Raw genomic sequence first — 20,252 nt, forward strand, 5'->3', positions numbered from 1 at the left:
GCCTAAACTATGTAACAGTCCGGTGTCACACCGGCGCGGTTGCGGCATCCAACCACAGTTGCGCCTGATCGCCCAGTCTTGGCCGTATTTTTTCCGCAACGTCTCGGTGGTAATCATTCAGCCACCCGCGTTCTTCGGCCGTCAGCATGTCGACCAGGATCAACCGCCGGTCGATTGGAACAAAGGTGAGTGTCCGCCAGTTCAGCATGGCGCGTTCCGCGTCACCGCCGGGCAAGGCCGGCGCTTCCTGCACCACGACAAGGTTTTCGATGCGGATGCCAAACGCGCCTTCGCGGTAATATCCCGGTTCGTTGGACAGGATCATGCCGGGCTTCAGTGGCACATGGCTGACCTTCGACAGGCGCTGCGGCCCTTCGTGAACGCTCAGATAGGCCCCGACGCCATGCCCGACGCCGTGATTGAAGTCCTGTCCCGCCGCCCATAGCGGCGCGCGCGCGACGCATTCGATGTCGCGCCCCGCCAGCCCGACCGGCCAGCGCAACTTGGACAAGTTGATCATACCCCTCAGGACACGGGTGAAACAGGCTTTTTCCTCATCACCGACTTCGCCAATGGCAATGGTGCGGGTAATGTCTGTGGTTCCGTCCAGATATTGCCCGCCGCTGTCCAGCACCAGGATATGTCCGTTTTCCAACCGGCTGTCGGTTTCTTCCGTCACCCTGTAATGCATGATCGCGCCATTTGGCCCGGTGCCGGCGATCGTGTCGAACGAGATATCCTGCAACGCGTTGTCCTTGCGCCGGTTGTCCTCCAATCGGGTGACCACCTGCGTCTCGGTCACGGTGCCGGGGGCCTGGGCATCGAGCCAGCACAGCGTTTCGATGACTGCAACGGCATCGCGCAGATGCGCCTCGGCGCTGCCTGCGATTTCGGCCGGGTTTTTGCAGGCCTTGGGCAGGGCGCAGGGATCGCCCCCGTCGACCATCCGATCCTGCAATATGTCAGCTACAGCCTGCGGCAGTGTTCCCAGATCGACCTGAACCTGACCGTCCAGCGCGGCGACAGCATCGGGAAACTCGCCCGGTTCGCGGATCGAGACATTAGCCCCAAGATGGCTGTCCAGCCTGTCGAGTTTTTGCGCCGCCATGTACAGGTCAACCCGGCCGTCGGCATGCAGGATGGCAAAACTATGCGCCACCGGGTTATAGCCGATATCCGAGCCGCGGATGTTCAGCAGCCACATGATCGAATCCGGCAGGGTTATCACAGCCGCGGCACATCCCGCTTCCTGCAACGCACGGGCCAGGCGTTCGATCTTGCTTTTTGCCGTTTCCCCGGAAAATTCGATCGGGTGCGCTTTGACCGGTTTCATCGGCGGGTCCGGCTGATCGGGCCATATCCGGTCCACCAGATTATCACAGCGGATCAATTCGATCCCGCTGTCTGACAACTCTTTGAGGGTGGCGGATATCTGACCGGCGGGGTGCAGCCAGGGGTCAAAACCAACCTTGCCACCCGAGGGCAGTTGGTCCTTCAGCCATGCACTCAGGCTGACTTCGGGCCAGGCAACCGGCGTAAACTCGGCGGCCACCTGCGCCTTGACCTGCGTGCGATAGCGCCCGTCAACGAAAACGCCGGCCACATCTGCCAATACGGCGCAGAACCCGGCTGATCCTGTGAATCCCGTCAGCCATGCCAGACGCTCGTCCCGGGGGGCCACATATTCGCCCTGATGGGCATCCGAGCGGGGTACAAGGAACCCGTCCAACCCCTCTTGCGCAATCTCGTTGCGCAGCGCAGCCAGTCGTGGCGGCCCTTGTTCCGGGCGCGCAGTCACCTCAAATGACTGAAACATCTCAAACCTCTTTCAGACGGGCTGTCCCCGTGTCCGTTCCGAAACCCCCTTCTGTCGGAGGTGCAACCATATCTAACTGGCTTTTTTCATCCCCATGATCCGGGCCCGTGCCCGGGGATCACTGTCGAACAGCGCCGCAAGCTGTTCGGTCATCGCGCCCGCCAATTGTTCGACATCCGTAATCGTCACTGCGCGGTCGTAATAGCGCGTCACATCATGGCCGATACCGATAGCCAGCAGTTCCACCATGTTCCGCTTTTCCACCATGGCGATCACGTCGCGCAGGTGTTTTTCCAGATAATTGGCAGGGTTAACGCTCAAAGTTGAATCGTCGACCGGCGCGCCGTCCGAGATGACCATCAGGATCTTGCGCTGTTCGCGCCGGGCCTGCATCCGACGGTGCGCCCATTCCAGCGCCTCGCCGTCAATGTTCTCTTTCAGCAGCCCCTCTTTCATCATCAGGCCCAGATTCGGCCGCGCGCGCCGCCACGGTGCATCGGCACCCTTGTAGATGATGTGGCGCAGGTCGTTCAGGCGGCCAGGTTGCTGCGGTCGGCCATCGTTCAGCCATGCCTCGCGTGCCTGACCACCCTTCCACGCGCGCGTGGTAAAGCCCAGAATCTCGACCTTCACGTTGCACCGTTCCAGCGTCCGCGCCAGCACGTCGGCACAGATCGCCGCGATCGAGATCGGACGGCCGCGCATGGACCCCGAATTGTCCAGCAGCAGCGTCACCACGGTATCCCGGAACTCAGTGTCCTTTTCGACCTTGAAGCTGAGCGGTGTGGTCGGGTTGGCAACCACGCGTGCCAGGCGCCCGGCATCCAGAATGCCTTCCTCGCGGTCAAATTCCCACGACCGGTTCTGCTGAGCCTGCAAGCGGCGCTGCAATTTGTTGGCCAGTCGTGACACGGCACCTTTCAGCGGTTCGAGTTGCTGATCCAGATAAGCGCGCAGCCGCTCCAACTCGGCCGGTTCCGCCAGATCCTCGGCGGCAATCTCTTCGTCATACGTGTTCAGATAGACCTTGTAATCCGGATCGGCCTCAGAGGCTGGTGGCGGGGCAGGCGGCTCCAACGGGGCCTCGCCCTCGGGCATCTCGGCCTCATCGCCCAGCTCATCTTCGGCCATCTCGTCCATCGAGACCTGTGCCTGCGACTGGTCCTGCTGCTCTTCCTGCGTCTGTTCCGGCGTGGCGTCGGCGTCCTGATCATCCTGATCGTCCTGGCCGGTGCTGTCTGGATCGGGCTGCTCCTCTGCGTCGTCCTCGGCTTGATCTTCCTGTTCGTCATCCAGCTCATCGGGATCGTCGCCCAACTGGTCGCCATAGCCCAGATCCTTGATCATCTGACGGGCGAACTTGGCGAATTCTGTTTGATCCGAGAGGATTTCGTCGAGGTTTTCCAGCGTCCCTCCGGCCTGTTCCTCGATGAAGCCGCGCCACAGGTTCATGATGTTTTCCGCAGCCGGCGGCAGGTCGCGCCCGGTGGCCAGATGCCGGATCAGGTAGCCGGCCGCGACGGACAGCGGCGCATCGGCAGGCTGTTTGCACTGGTCATACCCGCGCCGCAGGGCTTCGTGCCCGATCTTGACGTCGATATTCGACGCTGTACCGGGCATGTCGCGCGCGCCCATCGCCTCGCAGCGGGCAACTTCCATCGCCTCATACAGATCGCGCGCCATATCGCCCGGCGGTGCATATCGCGCATGGGTCGCGTCGTCGTGATACCGGCGCTGCAACGCCAGCGCATCCGCCGTGCCCCGCGCCAGCAAAACCTCTTCGCGAGTCATCCTACGGCTGACCTGCGGCAGCCGCATCGACTCGCCCGTCAGACCCGATGGATCGACCGTGTACGAGACGTTCAACTCAGGATCATCGGCCATCACCTTGGTGGCTTCGGCCAGCGCCTTCTTGAACGGATCGGCGGGGTTGTCGTTGGGTTTGCTCATCAGGGCAGGTCCGGTCTTGTTCTGTCCCGGCAACCTAGAGCCATTCCGGGGCCTTGGCCATAGGGCCAACCCCGTTTTCGCATCAAACCAGCGCTGAGCCTACAGCAGCACCGCGCGGCATTCGGCAATCCGGTGGGCCAGCTGACGTTCTGCCCCAGCGGCGATCCGCGCGTCAAAGCTATAGTCCATATCGGCCAGCAGATAGGCGACTTCGACCCAGCCCCGCACGCGCCAGCGCCCGGGTTGATGTTCCTCGACGCCTTCAGCCAGGGCCCAGGGCAGGACCGCCTCAAGCATCACATCGAACTCTTGCTGAAGATTCGCGACCGACCCGGCCTTTTCATCCATCCTTGCCCTTTGCCGCGCAGCCAGAGCTTCGAGCCGCCCAGAGCAAATTGCAAAAAGCTCGGCCCGGTCTGATGAGGCAACAGGCAAAGCAGGCGCGGAAGATGCGAGGAGTATGGTGAAAACCGAAACTAATGAATACAAACGCAATAGTGACATGCAAATACTATAACACAGATGTGCAATGTATAAATAAAGTATATACAAAGAGGTTTGCTTTTGTGACTTTGCCACCACATGGCGCCACACATTTGGCAAGCTGCGCAATATCCGGATCATACCACCAGATACAGTGGCTCTGACCTCGACAGAGTTCAAACAAGGCGGTCAAATATAGGAGAAGCGGCTTGATACCACGCGCTTCATGGCGCGGAGGCGCCGGGCTCCGCTCCTGCGTCGATCAGTGAAGTTTCACCGCAGACCAGCCGGGCCAGCAAATCAACGTGCACGTCCAGCGCATCCACGACCGTGTAACCCGTCGACTGCCCGTCAAACGCCAGGTTAAGGTCTGTCCCCGCCAGAACCACGGCATCCGCCCCGAACTGGTCGACCATCCGCAGCCCGGCGTCCAGAAAAAGCTGGCGTTGTGCGTCGGTGCAGTACCCTGCGACCGCCATGTCCTGATACGTCTGCCCCAGAGACTCGATTTCCTCTTCCAACGCAATCGCGCGTGTCTGCCGCAACTGACCGAAAAGTCCGGTCCGCATCACGACCCGCGTTCCCAGCAAGCCAACCGACCTGAAACCTTGCGCTGCAAAATATGTGTCCAGCGGTTTCACGGCAGATACCAGAGGCAAGGACGACAGGGCCACCGTCTCGTCAAAACAGAAATGCCCGCCCAATGAGGTAATGGCCGCGCAGTCCGCGCCCGCTGCTTTGAGCCGGTCAATCAGACCGGCATAGACACGCGCCTGTGCGTTCCGCTCGTCGGCCAGATTGTTGCGGATCAGTTCCTGCACATCGGCATGCACGATGGTCAGTTCCAATGGCTGGCCACGCGCGGCCATCGCTGCGGTCAGCCGTTGGTAATATACCACTGTCGCCGCAACCCCGATACCACCGATTAAGCCAATGTGCATGATCAGACCCTGTGTTCCAGAAAAAATCGAGAAGCGGAGCCCTTACTCCGCCCTCTATTATCAATATGAGATGAGCTTAGATTTCAAGTTTTTGCGAAACTTCCGAGACGAAAGTCCTTTGATATGTAACGATCTTTCTTCCGACGTCCCGGTTATCGGATTGCGTGACGTAATCGTATTCCAGGATCGCAAGATAGGTGTAGACGAGTTGATCCAGAGATTTCTGACGAAACCCTGTAAAGCTTTTTTCCTTCCAGTCCCCGTATTCACCCTTGAGAATATTGGGATAATACCAGCGCCCGATGTCAATCAGTGCGGACACACGCTGTAAGCAGTTCAAACGGCGCTGAAAAAACTCGCCTTCCGGAAGGCGTTCGGGGTCGAGAGAGGCTAGGTGAGAGGCCTCGGAGATCGCAAAGACACAATCCTTGGCCCAATCCCGAACCTCGCTGATCACAGTGCCATGAGCCGCCTCTTTCTGCAGCCGAAGGGCGCTGTCCGAAATCTCGTTGGCGACTTTGTCAGTTTCGATAGCCTGCCGGGCGTTTTGTGCAGATTTTACGGAAAATGCTATGCTCGCAACTGCCGCAATGGCTGCGACCCCTGCGGCGATCCACTCGGCCAAAATTACTTCTCCGGCCATAGCATCCTCCTATGATCTATTGGCTCACCCCAGGCTTGCGCTCGCTGCGCTTTCCGGCAATTCCTCGTCAAAGCAACGCTGATAGAATTCGGCGACGGTCTGGCGCTCCAACTCGTCACATTTGTTCAGGAAGGACAGGCGGAAAGCATAGCCGATATCGCGGAAAATCTCGGCGTTCTGAGCCCAGTTGATCACGGTCCGCGGGCTCATCACCGTGGACAGATCACCGTTCATGAAGGCGGTCCGGGTCAGGTCGGCGACCGTCACCATCTGGCTGACTGTTTTGCGGCCCTTCTCAGTGTTGTAATGCGGGGCTTTGGACAGCACGATCATCGTTTCAGCGTCGTGGCTGAGATAGTTCAAGGTCGAGACCAGCGACCACCGGTCCATCTGCGCCTGATTGATTTGCTGGGTGCCGTGGTAGAGCCCGGTCGTATCACCCAGGCCGACGGTGTTCGCGGTGGCGAACAGGCGGAAGTTCGGGTTCGGGGTGATGATCTCGTTCTGGTCCAGCAGCGTCAGCTTGCCGTCATGTTCCAGCACGCGCTGGATCACGAACATCACGTCCGCGCGGCCGGCGTCATATTCGTCGAACACGATGGCGACAGGATTGCGCAGCGCCCAGGGCAGGATGCCTTCGTGGAATTCGGTCACCTGCTTGCCGTCGCGCAGCTTGATCGCGTCTTTACCGATCAGGTCGATCCGGCTGATATGGCTGTCCAGATTGACCCGCACGGCAGGCCAGTTCAGGCGGGCGGCAACCTGTTCGATATGGGTGGATTTGCCGGTGCCGTGATAGCCCTGAATCATCACCCGGCGGTTATGGGTGAAGCCGGCCAGAATCGCCAGAGTTGTCTCGGGGTCGAACTTGTAAGTCGGATCGATCACCGGCACACGGTCGCTGCACTCGGCAAAGCCTTTGACGGCCATGTCGCTGTCAATACCGAACACTTCACGGACCGAGATATCTTCGGTTGGTTTTGCGTTGATGTCGATCGATCCGTCAGCCATTCGCCTTGTCCTTATCCTTTGGCCCGTATTGCCGGGTCTGAACCCGTGTGTGGTGCAACATATTGCAGGCAAGGGCAAGGGAAAGCCGCGCCCGTCAAAGGCTGAGGGGGTGTTTCCTTGAAACTGGCCTTATCGGCGCGGCGGGCCGGTTAATCCAGAATGGCGTCGCGCACCCGTATCAAGCTGCGCTCGTCCACAAAACGGGGGGTCTGGCGCATATAATCCTGAAACGCGCGGCCATAGCCCTGCAGCAGCCAGCGCTCCTCGTTCAGAACGAACAGGAAATAGATTAGGAACAATGCGGCGGCCAGACCCAGCGTCAACCAGGACCCGCTGGCAATACCCAACCCGACCGTGGCCAGAACCGAAGTCACGTATTGCGGGTTGCGCGAATAGGCATACATGCCACCCGTCACCAGCCCATCGCTTTCGCAATAGGTGTTGTCGAGCCCCAGAAAACGATAGCCCCAAAGCGTTATGCCGAAGGACAACACCATGATCGGCACGCCGACCACGTAGCGGGCCCAGTGGCCCAGGCCGTTCACCCAAACCTCGCTGACGGCAAAAACGACGGTTGCACCGCAAAACAGACGAAACAGACCAAAGGCGGTGTGGTGCCGCCACCCGCTGGCGCTGGGCCACAGGCCCAGCCGGGGCAGGCGCAGGTTCAGCGCCAGATAGGCGCTCAGAAGGGTGGCTGAGCCTAGGGCTACCAACAGTGCAATCGCGTGCAGGGGGTAGACGAGGTGTTCCATATCGCGTTCCGTTTGGGACATTTCACAGGTCGGATATGGGCCCGGTGCGCGGCCCATGTGACAGGCCGTAACGGGTATTTGTAACAGGTTGAGGACGATTCCCCGTGGAATGGCGTGGTGCGTGTTGGTTTTGGGCCCTATGCCATTTGCGCCCGGCGACGGCGAGAATGTTCAAATCGGTGTGGTCCGGGCACCTCAGCGACTGGACCAGATCGAATACGGGTCTATTTGTGCGCGTTCTCAATCACATGCGCGACGGCAAAGGCCCTTTGTGCAAGCTCTGTCCCGGCATCCTCCGCGAAAGCCAGGTTCACGCACCGATCATAGAGCTGCTTGGATGTGTAGAACTCATAAACGCGCGTGTTTCCCGGGCTTTCCCAAAACGCGGTGATCCAGATGGATTCCCGTCCCGGCACGCGCCCGTTGCACCAGTCATGCCAGAACCGGTTCACCAGGACATCGTCAGACGCAGCAGATACCTGTTCCAGAAGGGAGTCCAGAGACCAGCCTGCTAGCGCAAACATGCACAGCGTGTCGTCCAGACACCCGCCGGACCTCTCGATCTCGCGCGTAAGATATGCGCGCTGAAATTTGTTCAGCACCTGCCATTCCTCGGCTGACCAATTGTCAGGATTGCCGGTCGCAAAGCGGTTCAGGCTAACTTCAGATCCGACATTGGAAACGTCTTGGTCAACGGCCAGTATTTCCAGAACTCGGGGCAGCAAGTATCCCCATGTCGCCTTGGCAATTCCCTTTGGGTCAAAAGCGGCGAAAAACCAGTCCTGGATATAGTGCAGAGGAAGTTCGTCTATCGGAGGGGTGAAGAAATCGGCCTCGATTTCTGCATCCATGCAGCAGCCTTTGCAGACCTCGATACTCTGCGGCTTTGGGTATGCAAAAACCTTGTACGCCTCGGCGATGATGTCAGAAAACGGATGATCCGGCTGTATCTTCGCTTTCAGTGGTTTTTGTCGTTTGCGCGCCATGGGTTTAGGTTCGGAACGGGAGAGGAGCACGCGGCGCTTTAGGCGACATGCTTGTACCGAATACGGAAGTCAGAAAGGCGACCATTTCACCGCACCGCCTTACTTGAAATTCCGGCTGTCCTTGATCTGATCCCAGGCCCAGACGACCTCCTGCAGTTGTTCTTCCTGGGACCGGTCGCCGCCATTCATGTCCGGGTGCAGCACTTTGATCAGTTTCTTGTAGGCCTTGCGCACCTCGGCCTTGGTCCAGCTGTCATTGGCTTCCAGGATTTCGATCGCGCGACGCTCGGTCGGGGGCAGGCGGCGGCCGCCGCCGCCCGACGTGCGGCCCGGGTTCTTGGTGGCGTTCGCGCCCAGAACCTGATGCGGGTCCTCGATGCCCAGACGAGCCCAGGCACGCGCTTCGGGGTCGCCCATCGGCTTGGTTTCCCGTTCCCACACTTTGTCCTTGGACCGCTGCGCATTCAGTTCGGCCTCGGTCGTGCCGTCGAAAAAGTTCCATTTCTGGTTATATTCGCGCACATGCTTCTGACAGAACCAGAAGAAGTCGTCCAATACATCCGGCGCCTTGGGGGCCCGAAACTTGCCCGCCTCTTCGCAGCCCTCATGGTCGCAGATTCGCACTGACGTCTCGGACGCGCCCGACATCCCCCGACGTCCGCGCGGGTTCTTTTTCTTGGCGCTGGAAACGGACATATCGAATCCGAATGGGTCTGATTTCGTCATGCTGTGATCCTTACGAACGCATCTTTTCGACTCGGAGGCAGCAGTTTAATCTAAGCAGCCGAAAGTAGAAGAGGGGGGCGGCAAAATTTTTGCCGTTGAGCGTAAAATTGACCGTGACCGACGAAATCCGAACCCGCCTGCAGGCCGCCTTTGACCCGCATGAGCTTGACGTCGTGGATGACAGCGAAAGCCATCGCGGTCACGCGGGTTATCAGGAAGGTGGCGAAAGTCACTTCAACGTTCGCATACGGGCCCGCGCGTTCGAGGGCCAGTCCCGCGTCGCCCGCCACAGGGCGGTACACAAGGCGCTGGGAGATATAGTGCCGCGCATCCATGCGCTTGCGCTGGATATCAACTCGTGACGGTCTGCGCTGACCTTTTCAAGCTTCGGTCATGCCGCCAGTGAAATTGCACGATTGACCGCGATCCCCTGGTTGATCGCACGATAGGTGGGAAATGGCAGTCTGTGCATCGTATCAATGTCCCGCTGTATCCATTGCTGTTCTTCCAGCCGGTGAAGCGAGTTAGACAATGCCCGATCCGAGATCGTGATCAGACCGGATTTTAGGGTCGAAAAGCGTTGCGGCTTGTCGGTCAACGCCAAAATCGGGGCCGTCCAATTGCGTCGGAGCAATGCGAAATCCTTGTCATCTGGCACAGCATTTACAATTCGACTGGCAGTTTCGGCCGCCGACAATCCGGTTTCGGTCAGGCGGAACTCGGGGCGCAGCGGATGTCCATGACCGGGATTCCGTTCCAGAAAACCAAGCTGAATCAGGTGATCCAGGCTTTGGGCAAAGGCCGTCCTGCGGGCGCTTGTCGCCGCCAGCAAGGGGGCTTGCCGTCCCGGGGTGCCCGCATGCATCAACGCCAGAATGTTCAGGGACCAGGCGCGGGACGTGAGCTTGACAAGAATTTTTATGTCCATAAAGTATAGTTACTTTATTTTATGTCAGAAGGAAAGTTCAATGCCGGTAGCTTCATTGGAAAATACTATAACTCTGGCGATGTCCGTCAAAGACAGGCATGCCAGCGCCGAATGGTATCAAGCCATGTTGGGTTTTGAATTGATCTACCACATGGACGAAGCCGGGTGGAGCGAACTAAAAACTAGGACCGAAGGCGTGACGTTGGGATTGGGCGAACAGGCCGAACCAGCTCCGGGCAACACCGTCCCGGTATTCGGGGTGTCGGATATTGGGATTGCGCGTCAGGCCCTTGAAGCCTCGGGTGTCAGGTTCGACGGGGAAACAGAAACGATCGAGGGTATGGTCAGCACCGCGACGTTTTATGACCCGGACGGTAACGCACTGATGCTGGCCCAGGACCTCAGCCAGGCCGCCGACGCCGCAGAATAGCCTGCCCGCATCCGAGCGTTCGGAAGCCGGGCGAAGTAGTTAGGTCTGCTCTTTGTTCGTTTCGGGCATGTCCGGGCGGGTCAGGGTCAAGGGCGGGTCCTTGACTTCTTCCGAAATCGGCGCGGGGGCCTGCACTTCTTCCGGTCCCGGCACCGGCTGCGCAATGGGCACGTCGTCGCTGTCTTCAAACGGCTTGTGTGCCGGTGCTACGGCAACTTCAACCTCGCGCCGGAACACCAGAACATTGCGCCAGTTCACGGTCGAGCCGGTCAGGCCCGCACGTTCTTCGCTGGGCAGCAATTCGGCGCGCTGATATTCCCAGCCATCCTGACCCATCTGGTTCAGAACCTGTTCAACCGATGCGGCAAACCGGCCTTCTGCGGTTTTCTCACCCTTGGCCTTGATGCCTTTTTGCGGGGCGGGGACGACTCTGTATTCGTAGCGCTGCATCAGATCTTCCTGGTTACCGGGTCCGGGCAATCTAACATGTTGTAGGTTTTGGGAAAGCCATCTTCGTAGACACAACAATATCCGCCGGTTCTGTTGCGCGAACCACTCGGGCATGGATCATGAAAAAGAAAAGCGGCAAAGCACTCAGTCAGCTTTGCCGCCCGTTTTCTTTCAGCCGTACGGTTTACGATCCCAACTTCTTGCTGACCAGTTCGTTCACAGCTTTTGGGTTGGCTTTGCCACCGGTGGCTTTCATTACCTGACCGACAAACCATCCGGCCAGTTTCGGGTTCACCTTGGCCTTTTCGACCTGCGCCGGGTTGGCAGCAATAATCTCGTCCAGCGCAGCTTCGATTGCGCCGGTGTCGGTGACCTGTTTCATGCCGCGGTCTTCGACGATCTGCGCGGGATCACCGCCTTCGGTATAGACGATTTCAAAAAGGTCCTTGGCGATCTTGCCTGAAATTGCATCCGACGAAATCAGGTCAATGATGCCTGCCAACTGAGCCGGCGAGACCGGCAACTCGGTAATGTCGTGATCTTCTTTTTTGAGGCGGCCAAACAGTTCGTTTATCACCCAGTTTGCCGCCAGCTTGCCGCTGCGGCCCTTGGCGACCTCTTCGAAATAGGCGGCCGATTCCACCTCGGCGGTCAGTACAGATGCGTCATAGTCGGTCAGGCCAAACTCGCCGATAAACCGCGCTTTCTTGTCGTCGGGCAGTTCCGGCAGCTTGGCGGCGATGTCGTCCACCCATGCCTGCTCGATCTCCAGCGGCAGCAGGTCGGGGTCGGGGAAGTAACGATAGTCGTGCGCCTCTTCCTTGGACCGCATCGAGCGGGTTTCACCCTTGTCCGGGTCGTACAGGCGGGTCTCCTGATCCACCGTACCACCACCTTCGACGATGGCGATCTGGCGGCGGGCTTCAACCTCAATCGCTTGCTGGATAAACCGCATCGAGTTCATGTTCTTGATCTCGCAGCGGGTGCCCAGATGCGAGAAATCCTGCGTTTCCTGATATTTTTCATATGCGCCCGGCAAACAGATCGAGACGTTTACGTCGGCCCGCAAGTTGCCATTTTGCATGTTGCCATCGCAGGTGCCCAGATAGCGCATGATCTGGCGCAGCTTGGCGATATAGGCCGCTGCCTCTTCGGGGCCACGAATGTCGGGTCGCGAGACGATTTCCATCAGGCAAACGCCCGTCCGGTTCAGGTCGACAAAGGACATATGCGGGTCCATGTCGTGGATGGACTTGCCTGCGTCCTGCTCCATGTGGATGCGTTCGATCCGGACCATACGCGCGGTTCCGTCGCCCATTTCGACCAGCACTTCACCTTCGCCCACGATGGGATGATAGAGCTGGGAAATCTGATAACCCTGCGGCAGGTCGGGATAGAAATAATTCTTGCGGTCGAATGCCGATTTCAGGTTGATATCCGCCTTAAGGCCCAGACCAGTCCGCACCGCTTGCTCAACGCAGTACTCGTTGATAACCGGCAGCATCCCCGGCATCGCCGCGTCGACAAAGGCCACATTCGCGTTCGGCTCGGCCCCGAATTGGGTCGATGCGCCCGAGAAAAGTTTGGCGTTGGATGAGACCTGAGCGTGCACCTCCATCCCGATAACCAGTTCCCAATCGTGCTTGGCCCCGGCAATGGTTTTGGGTTTGGGCATTTCGTATGTCAGGTCGAGCATGGCGCGCCTCATTTCCGCAGAAGTCTGAGCCTGCGTATTAGGCGCGCCGCGCCAAAGGGGCAAGGGGAAATCAGTGCTCGGACAGGCGCAGGCCAGCGGGTGTAAAGGTCACGTCCATACCGCTGCGCAGTTCTTCCCGGAACAGATCGCCGATGGCGCGCAGCGCATCGCGCTGACCACGCGCGGCGAAGCGCTCTGGCGAGTTAATGCGGACCGAGTTGTTAAACCCGTTGGCCGCATGCGCCCAGATCAGCGGGTGCAGCTCTGTCATGTGGTCGCGGATCAGCCAGTTTGCCGCCTCGTGTATCTGGCCACGTGCCAGATCGGCCTTGTCGTTCAGGCCATGCCCATTCTGGATCGTGATGGCGCAATAGGCCGACAGCATATTGACGGTCTGCTGGTCGGGGCGACGGTGCAGGATGTCGTGCAGACCTTCCAGGAAGTATTCCACATCCAGCCGCGCACAGGCCTCTTCATCCAGCGCGATGGCGTCGAACTGTACCCAGGTATAGCCGCCGGCACCCCAGGTATCGCGGGTCCTCGCCGCGTTGCGAAGGGCCTGGACCTCAAGCTCTTCATAGCTGCCGAACCAGCGCGGCAGCAGGTGCGTTCCCATCGCCCGCATGTGGCGCTGGTTTTGCGGATCCAGCGTGATCAAGCGTTCATATTCGTCGGCCACACGCAGGTTCGATTTACGCTGCCCTGCCAGCAGGGCACAGCCCGTCGCAGCGACCAGAGGGCTGTCAGGTGCCGCCTTCCGGCAACCTGGCAACAGCGCCGCAGCCCTGTCGAAATGAGCCGCACAGCGCGACCGGTGCAGCGGCGGCAGGGTCGCGTGTGTCGCAGTGCCGCGCCAGGCCCAGGCCAGGTCGATATGTGCCAGCGCGACAACCAGCGCGATCATCGGATCATCGGGGTATTCGCGCATTTCATCTTCCAACTCGGAAATGCCGCACAGCAGATCATAGTCGGATAAAGCGGTTCCATCGGACAGGGCGTGCTCAGCGGCCAGAACCACATCGGACCGCGCCCCAAAGGCCAGCAGGTCGGCGATCGGCATCCCGTCGGGGGCAGTCTTGCGCCCTTCGTCTGCGGCCCGCATCTGTTTCGACAGTTCCTCCCAACGGTCCTGTCTGGCCAGCGTTCGGCCCTGTTCGATCACGTCCCGTCCGACCAGGTCCTCAGCGCTGACCGTCGCCACCGGAATATTCAGTTGTCCCTTGTCGGGCAACGCAGCGGCAACCGCCCGATCAGCCGCGCAAATCTCGGGCGTGGCCTGAAAAGAATGGGAAGAAGGTCGGGCAAGACGCGCCCTGAAAAACCGAAACATGGTAAAACTCGAAACCGCAAAAAAACTGGTACGCTGGTTTGAAAGGGTGGATGAAACTCACCTCAAATTCAAGCTTTTTGCAGAGAACTCGGTGCGAACTGAGTGTCAATGAGCTCGATTGGGGTGGATTGTTTCAGAAAACGGTAAAATGATGTCGAACGACGCGAAACCCGGCCGCTTGCAGGACCTTTTCGAAATCTTTGTGGGGCGGAACTGATTCATCCGGCAGCCGAATCCGTTTGTCAGACTGCAGGACTAGCGACACACGAACCGAAAAGTCCCAGCGCGTATCAAAGCGGAAATGGTCGATTTCGGCAAGGCTGACACGGGCGCGGCGCGTACCGGAAAACCATTGCAGCCCGTTCTGATCAAGGCTCAGCCCGGCACTGGTGTTTCGCGCGATATCCCACAAGGCAGGCAAAGTGGCCAAGGCCAGAAACCCCACGATCCACCACGCCGCGTCAAACAGAACCACAAGCGCAATCAATGCCGCATAGACGCCAGCCACGATTGCGATGGCGCGCGGTGACCTGTTCCGGCGGGTGAATGTGTACGGTGTCATGCGCCGATTATGCGGGTCACCATTTCCGTCGTGTCACGCGACAAATTCGGTGTGTCGGCGATGCGGGTCAGCTGCGCGCGGATCAGATCCTGTCGGTCCGCATCATACCTTTTCCAGGTCTGGAAGGCGGAACACATCCGTGCGGTGGTTTGCGGGTTGACCGGTTCCAGCCTGATCAGCCAGTCTGCCAACAGCGCGTAACCGGCCCCGTCTGCGCTGTGGAACCCGGCATGGTTCATCGCCAGCGCCCCCATGACCGCACGGAAACGGTTCGGATTTTTCCAGTTGAAATCCGCGTGCTCGGTCAACGTTTTCGCTGTATTTGCGGTCACTTCGGGCGCAGCCATGGACACCTGCAGCCCAAACCACTTGTCCATCACAAGACGATCATGCTGCCACTGATCGTAAAACGCGGTCAGTTCGGCCTCGCCCTTGCGGGCGCGCAAAAGACAGGACAGGGCGGTCAGTTGGCGGGTCATGTTGTCGGCCGCAGCGTACTCGGCCGTTGCCTTGGCACCGCCATCAAGCCGGGTTGTCAGGAACAATGCCGCACCGCCAAGCGCTCGCTTGCCGGCCTGCGCGGCGTCGGGGCTGTAGGGCGCGTCGATCAGGGTTTCACTGTGCAAACGAGGCAGCAGGTCCTGCACGTGCTGTGCGGTCGCCTGCCGCAATGTTTCGACCGCCTGCCAGATCGCCATGGGGTCGGGAGTTTCGCCGCGCTCAAACAACTCGGCGGCCAGCTCGGATTGGGACGGCAGCCCCAGCATCAGCGCGCGGTAAGCAGGGTCAAGGTCGCCGTCGCGCAATACCGCCAGAATACCGTCCAGATAATCGGCATCCGGAGACGCATCATCCCGGATCATCCGCAGCAAAGTATCCTGCGCCAGTGACCGCCCGGCCTGCCAACGATTGAACGGATCGCTGTCATGGGCCAGCAAAAAGGCGCGTTCGGCATTCGAGTGATCATGCTCCAGTATCACCGGTGCCGAAAAATCGCGCAGGATCGAGGCGACGGGTCTGGCCGCCAAGCCGCTGAAAGCAAAGCTTTGTTCGGCTTCGGTCAATTCCAGAACCTCAGTGGCGCGCACCTCGTCACCGTTTTGTCCCAACAGGCCGACGGCGACCGGGATGACCTGCGGCAGCTTATCCGTTTGACCCGGTGTCGGTTCAGTGCGCTGCGAAAGGGTCAGGGTGTAGGTGCCATCGGCCCAATCATCGGTAACCGAAACGCGGGGCGTGCCCGACTGGCTGTACCAACGTTTGAACTGGCTCAGGTCGCGGCCTGTGGTGTCCTCGAACACCTTGATCCAGTCTTCGATGGTGCAGGCCTGCCCGTCATGCCGGTCAAAATACAGATCAAGCGCTTGTGCATAGGCATCGTCGCCTACCAGCCGTTTCAGCATGCCGATTACCTCGGCGCCTTTTTCATAGACGGTCGCGGTGTAGAAGTTGTTGATTTCCTGAAAGCTTTCCGGGCGGACAGGGTGGGACAGGGGGCCGTTATCCTCGGGGAACTGCCGCGCGCGCAGGTCGATGGCATCGTGGATGCGTTTCACCGAAGCCGACCGCATGTCAGACGTGAACTGCGCATCCCGGAAGACGGTCAGACCCTCTTTCAGACACAGCTGGAACCAGTCGCGGCAGGTGATCCGGTTGCCGGTCCAGTTGTGGAAATATTCATGCGCGATGATCGCCTCGATGCGTTCGAAATTCGCATCGGTCGAGGTTTCGGGGCTGGCCAGCACAGCAGAGGAGTTGAAGATATTCAGCCCCTTGTTCTCCATCGCGCCCATGTTGAAATCATCCACGGCAACGATGTTGAACACGTCCAGATCGTATTCGCGGCCATAGACGTCTTCGTCCCATTTCATCGACTTCTTCAGCGCCTCCATCCCAAAGGCGCATTTGCCTTCATCGCCCGGACGGACCCAGAGGTTCAGTTCGACATCGCGGCCCGTCATGGTGGTGAACCGGTCGGGATGGGCGATCAAATCACCCGCGACCAGAGCAAACAGATAGGCCGGTTTGGGCCAGGGATCGGTCCATTCCGCCCAGCCTTCACCCTTGCCCGTGGGGTTGCCGTTGGACAACAGCACCGGCAAGTCGCCATTGATGCGCACGGTGAAGGTCGACATCACATCGGGGCGGTCGGGGTAAAAGGTGATCTTGCGGAATCCTTCCGCCTCGCACTGGGTGCAATACATGCCGTTGGACATGTAAAGCCCCTCAAGCGCGGTGTTGTTTCCGGGGTCAATCTCGACCACGGCTTCCCAGACAAAGGGCGCGTCCGGGACGTCCGCCGTCAGCCCTTTGTCGGTGACCTCGGGCGAAATTTCTGTCCCGTCGACGACCGCGCGGATCAGGGTCAGGTCTTCGCCATGCAGAAAAAAGGTGCGGTCAGTGGCCTCGGGGTTTGGGCGGAATGCGATGCGCGAGGTGACGCGGGTGGCGTGATCAGCCAGATCGAATGTCAGGTGCACGCTGTCAACCAGATAACCAAACGGCGTGTAGTCTTTCAGATAGATCGTGGTGGGGGCGGCATCACGCATCGGGGGCCTCGCATCGGTTCGTGTCTGGCGCGACGTTATGGGCTGTAGCGCCGGGCTGCAAGCAGTGTGGTCCGGGCCCGGACGGGGGCAATTCGAAAATTCGGACCGGTTCTTTTGCGGCGGCCTAGCAGCGCAAGTTGCCTATCGGAAACTTTCGGCCTAAATGCAGGCTGCATACAGTGGCGTACATACACGGGAAACACATCATGAGCAGCAGACAGACGCGCAGCGGACTTCAGGTCGATACCATTCTGGCCGAGTTCATTGAGGGCCGGGCTTTGCCCGGAACCGGCGTTACAGCTGGCGCGTTCTGGGATGGTCTGTCGCGGATGGTCACCGAGCTGGGTCCGAAGAATTGGGATTTCCTGGCCAGACGGCAACAGCTTCAGGGGCAGATCGACGCCTGGCACCTTGAGCGCGCAGGTCAGGCGCATGACGCCGAGGCGTACCAGTCATTCCTGCGGGAAATTGGGTATCTGGTCGATGAGGGCGCGGATTTCCAGATTGAAACCGCCAATGTTGACCCCGAGATCGCGCTGATCCCCGGTCCGCAATTGGTTGTGCCCATCACCAAAGCCCGTTTTGCGCTGAACGCTGCCAACGCGCGCTGGGGCAGCCTGTATGATGCGCTTTATGGCACCGATGCAATGGGCGATCTGCCGGACGTAGCAGGGTACGACCCGGCCCGCGGCGCACGGGTCATCGCCTGGGCCAAGGCCTTTCTGGATGACGCCGTGCCACTGGCAGAAGGCTCGTGGACGGATGCCGCCGCGCTGCGCGTTGAAAATGGCGTGCTAATCCCCGGATTGGCCGATGTGTCGAAGTTTGTTGGCTTTGGCGGCGCGGCAGACAGTCCGGAATTCGTTCTGCTCAAGAACAACGGATTGCACATCAAAGTTGTGATTGACCCGACCAGAGATATCGGCGCTGCCGACCCGGCAGGCATCGCGGACGTCATTCTGGAATCCGCCCTGTCCACGATCATGGACTGCGAAGATTCGGTCGCCTGTGTCGATGCCGAAGATAAGGTTATGGCCTACGGCAACTGGCTGGGCCTGATGAAAGGTGACCTGACCGAAGAGGTCACCAAAGGCGGCCGCACCTTCACCCGCAAACTTGCGGGCGACGTGGACTACATCACCGCAGGCGGCGACCAGGCCACGCTGAAAGGCCGCTCGCTGATGCTGGTGCGCAATGTGGGCCATCTGATGACCAACCCTGCCGTTCTGGACGCCGATGGCAACGAGATCGGCGAAGGTCTGATGGACGCGCTCTGCACCACGCTGATCGCCATGCACGACCTCCAGCGTGACGGCGGAAACTCGGTCACAGGGTCGGTCTATGTGGTGAAGCCCAAGATGCACGGCCCGGAAGAGGTCGCCTTTTCCGTCGAGATTTTCGACATGGTCGAGGACATCCTCGGCCTGCCGCGCAACACTGTGAAACTGGGCATCATGGATGAGGAACGCCGCACCTCGGCCAACCTCAAGGAATGCATCCGCGCCGCGAAATCGCGCGTGGCCTTCATCAATACCGGCTTTCTGGATCGGACGGGGGATGAAATTCACACCTCGATCGAAGCGGGTCCGATGCTGCCCAAGGGTGACATGAAAGTGACGCCCTGGATCACGTCTTATGAGGACCGCAATGTGGATATCGGCTTGGCTTGCGGCCTGAAGGGCAGGGCGCAGATCGGCAAGGGCATGTGGGCGATGCCGGATCGAATGGGCGATATGCTTGCGGCCAAGATCAGCCATCCGCAATCCGGCGCGACCTGCGCCTGGGTTCCGTCGCCCACGGCCGCAACCCTGCACGCGACCCATTACCACAAAGTCGACGTGCTGGCCCGCCAGGACGAACTGGCCGCTGGTGGAGCCCGCGCCACTCTGGACGACCTGCTGACTTTGCCGCTGCTGGGCGGTCGCAATCTCAGCGATGATGAGATCACGCGCGAGATTGAGAACAACGCTCAGGGCATTCTGGGCTACGTCGTGCGCTGGGTCGATCAGGGCGTGGGGTGTTCGAAAGTGCCGGACCTGAACGATATCGGCCTGATGGAAGACCGCGCGACCTGCCGGATTTCGTCGCAGGCCTTGGCCAACTGGCTGCACCATGACGTTGTCACCGAAGGGCAGGTGATGGCCGCGATGCAAAAGATGGCGGCGGTCGTGGACCGACAGAACCAGGACGACCCGGCATATCGGCCGATGACTCCGGGCTTTGACGGTATTGCGTTCCAGGCCGCCTGCGATCTGGTATTCAAAGGCCGTGTGCAGCCGTCAGGCTATACCGAGCCGGTTCTGCACGCCCGCCGGCTGGAACTGAAGTCCAGCCTTTAAACCCGATCAAACAGAACGACAGGACACGATATGGCAGTTTCCCTCCGCAAAGCCCGCACCATCATTCGAAAGGCGCTTGAGAAAGGCCGCGAGATGGAACTGAAACCCCTTTCCATTGTTGTTCTGGACGCGGGCGGCCACGTTATCGCGTTTGAACGTGAGGACGGCGCGGCGCCGGGCCGGTTCGCCATAGCGCAGGGCAAGGCCTATGGCTCGGTCATGCTGGGTATGGCCGGCACGGCGCAGATGCAGCGGGCCGAGGCGCAAGCCTATTTCATGGCTGCCGTGAACGGTGTTTACGGCGGTCAGGTCGTTCCGGTGCCCGGCGGCGTACTGCTGCGCGACAAAAAGGGCGAGGTGATCGGGGCCGTCGGCGTAACCGGCGACACTTCGGACAATGACGCAGTGGCGGCGATGGCCGGGATCGAAGGTGCCGGTCTGACCGGAGAAGCCTGATCCTTTCGGATATTGCAGAGCCCCGGGCGGTTCACCGACACAGGCGGACCGTTCACGCGCTGACGCAAAATCAAGCTTGGGTCGGGACAAGGCTACAATTCGCAGGCAACCTGCGGATTGTGCAGCGTTGAACAAGAACTTGCGCTGACACGCAGGGCTTGTGCTATTGCGCGCTATTCGCGCTGCCGATAGTTTTTCTGA

General features: G+C 59.7%; 19 protein-coding genes. 4 read left to right on the top strand and 15 right to left on the bottom strand.

The genetic code is table 11. The features are described 5' to 3' along the window. Nucleotides 1–25: 25 nt before the first annotated feature. The 9 genes from ACXAC3_RS09180 to ACXAC3_RS09220 all read right to left on the bottom strand — a co-directional run bounded on the left by ACXAC3_RS09180 (nt 26) and on the right by ACXAC3_RS09220 (nt 9,311). Nucleotides 26–1,816 carry an aminopeptidase P family protein gene (locus ACXAC3_RS09180; protein WP_475159010.1) on the bottom strand — a complete coding sequence of 597 codons (1,791 nt, stop codon included), beginning with the start codon at nt 1,814–1,816 and terminating at the stop codon, nt 26–28. Between the two features lie 72 nt (nt 1,817–1,888). Next, nucleotides 1,889–3,766 carry a cobaltochelatase subunit CobT gene (gene cobT / locus ACXAC3_RS09185; RefSeq protein ID WP_475159012.1) on the bottom strand — a complete coding sequence of 626 codons (1,878 nt, stop codon included), beginning with the start codon at nt 3,764–3,766 and terminating at the stop codon, nt 1,889–1,891. 99 nt (nt 3,767–3,865) lie between these two features. Beyond that, a complete protein-coding gene (locus tag ACXAC3_RS09190) occupies nt 3,866–4,114 on the bottom strand; it encodes a hypothetical protein (RefSeq protein ID WP_475159013.1) in 249 nt (82 codons plus the stop codon). A 359-nt stretch (nt 4,115–4,473) separates the two neighbouring features. Then, nucleotides 4,474–5,190: an aspartate/glutamate racemase family protein gene (locus ACXAC3_RS09195; RefSeq protein ID WP_475159015.1), complete on the bottom strand. Its 717-nt coding sequence runs from the start codon at nt 5,188–5,190 to the stop codon at nt 4,474–4,476. 76 nt (nt 5,191–5,266) lie between these two features. Further along, nucleotides 5,267–5,833 carry a hypothetical protein gene (locus ACXAC3_RS09200; protein WP_475159018.1) on the bottom strand — a complete coding sequence of 189 codons (567 nt, stop codon included), beginning with the start codon at nt 5,831–5,833 and terminating at the stop codon, nt 5,267–5,269. 24 nt (nt 5,834–5,857) lie between these two features. Continuing rightward, a complete protein-coding gene (cobS, locus tag ACXAC3_RS09205) occupies nt 5,858–6,844 on the bottom strand; it encodes a cobaltochelatase subunit CobS (RefSeq protein WP_475159023.1) in 987 nt (328 codons plus the stop codon). A gap of 149 nt (nt 6,845–6,993) precedes the next feature. Continuing rightward, entirely contained in the window at nt 6,994–7,599 is a 606-nt protein-coding gene (locus tag ACXAC3_RS09210) for a methyltransferase family protein (protein WP_475159024.1), read from the bottom strand. A 224-nt stretch (nt 7,600–7,823) separates the two neighbouring features. Continuing rightward, nucleotides 7,824–8,585, bottom strand: a complete 762-nt coding sequence (locus ACXAC3_RS09215; RefSeq protein ID WP_475159027.1) for a hypothetical protein — start codon at nt 8,583–8,585, stop codon at nt 7,824–7,826. 99 nt (nt 8,586–8,684) lie between these two features. Then, complete coding sequence (locus ACXAC3_RS09220) at nt 8,685–9,311, bottom strand: J domain-containing protein (protein WP_475159030.1); 627 nt, start codon at nt 9,309–9,311, stop codon at nt 8,685–8,687. 107 nt (nt 9,312–9,418) lie between these two features. Between ACXAC3_RS09220 and ACXAC3_RS09225 the strand changes: the two genes are divergently transcribed. After that, the gene (locus tag ACXAC3_RS09225) at nt 9,419–9,673 is read left to right on the top strand and encodes a BolA family protein (RefSeq protein ID WP_475159032.1); all 255 of its coding nucleotides are present in this window, start codon (nt 9,419–9,421) and stop codon (nt 9,671–9,673) included. 29 nt (nt 9,674–9,702) lie between these two features. Here ACXAC3_RS09225 and ACXAC3_RS09230 read toward each other — a convergent pair whose 3' ends face one another. Beyond that, the gene (locus ACXAC3_RS09230; RefSeq protein ID WP_475159033.1) at nt 9,703–10,239 is read right to left on the bottom strand and encodes a winged helix-turn-helix transcriptional regulator; all 537 of its coding nucleotides are present in this window, start codon (nt 10,237–10,239) and stop codon (nt 9,703–9,705) included. Nucleotides 10,240–10,279: 40 nt separating this feature from the next. Here ACXAC3_RS09230 and ACXAC3_RS09235 point away from each other — a divergent pair, with 40 nt between their 5' ends. Then, nucleotides 10,280–10,669, top strand: coding sequence for a VOC family protein (locus ACXAC3_RS09235; RefSeq protein ID WP_475159035.1), 390 nt, complete (start codon nt 10,280–10,282; stop codon nt 10,667–10,669). Between the two features lie 39 nt (nt 10,670–10,708). Here the strand turns inward: ACXAC3_RS09235 and ACXAC3_RS09240 are convergent, their stop codons facing one another. The 5 genes from ACXAC3_RS09240 to pepN all read right to left on the bottom strand — a co-directional run bounded on the left by ACXAC3_RS09240 (nt 10,709) and on the right by pepN (nt 17,256). After that, nucleotides 10,709–11,119, bottom strand: a complete 411-nt coding sequence (locus tag ACXAC3_RS09240) for a DUF4177 domain-containing protein (RefSeq protein ID WP_475159039.1) — start codon at nt 11,117–11,119, stop codon at nt 10,709–10,711. A gap of 184 nt (nt 11,120–11,303) precedes the next feature. Continuing rightward, nucleotides 11,304–12,815 carry an Asp-tRNA(Asn)/Glu-tRNA(Gln) amidotransferase subunit GatB gene (gene gatB / locus ACXAC3_RS09245; protein ID WP_475159041.1) on the bottom strand — a complete coding sequence of 504 codons (1,512 nt, stop codon included), beginning with the start codon at nt 12,813–12,815 and terminating at the stop codon, nt 11,304–11,306. A 70-nt stretch (nt 12,816–12,885) separates the two neighbouring features. Further along, nucleotides 12,886–14,145, bottom strand: coding sequence for a hypothetical protein (locus ACXAC3_RS09250; protein ID WP_475159046.1), 1,260 nt, complete (start codon nt 14,143–14,145; stop codon nt 12,886–12,888). A gap of 133 nt (nt 14,146–14,278) precedes the next feature. Beyond that, nucleotides 14,279–14,707, bottom strand: coding sequence for a hypothetical protein (locus ACXAC3_RS09255; RefSeq protein ID WP_475159049.1), 429 nt, complete (start codon nt 14,705–14,707; stop codon nt 14,279–14,281). Next, entirely contained in the window at nt 14,704–17,256 is a 2,553-nt protein-coding gene (gene pepN, locus ACXAC3_RS09260; protein WP_475159051.1) for an aminopeptidase N, read from the bottom strand. The genes ACXAC3_RS09255 and pepN overlap by 4 nt, the downstream gene beginning before the upstream one ends. 206 nt (nt 17,257–17,462) lie before the next feature. Between pepN and ACXAC3_RS09265 the strand changes: the two genes are divergently transcribed. Together ACXAC3_RS09265 and ACXAC3_RS09270 are read left to right on the top strand one after the other, a co-directional pair. Then, complete coding sequence (locus ACXAC3_RS09265; RefSeq protein WP_475159054.1) at nt 17,463–19,595, top strand: malate synthase G; 2,133 nt, start codon at nt 17,463–17,465, stop codon at nt 19,593–19,595. A 30-nt stretch (nt 19,596–19,625) separates the two neighbouring features. Next, nucleotides 19,626–20,051, top strand: a complete 426-nt coding sequence (locus ACXAC3_RS09270) for a GlcG/HbpS family heme-binding protein (protein ID WP_475159057.1) — start codon at nt 19,626–19,628, stop codon at nt 20,049–20,051. Nucleotides 20,052–20,252 lie beyond the last annotated feature (201 nt).

The sequence above is a fragment of the Ruegeria sp. ABV4_181 genome (genome assembly GCF_056158465.1).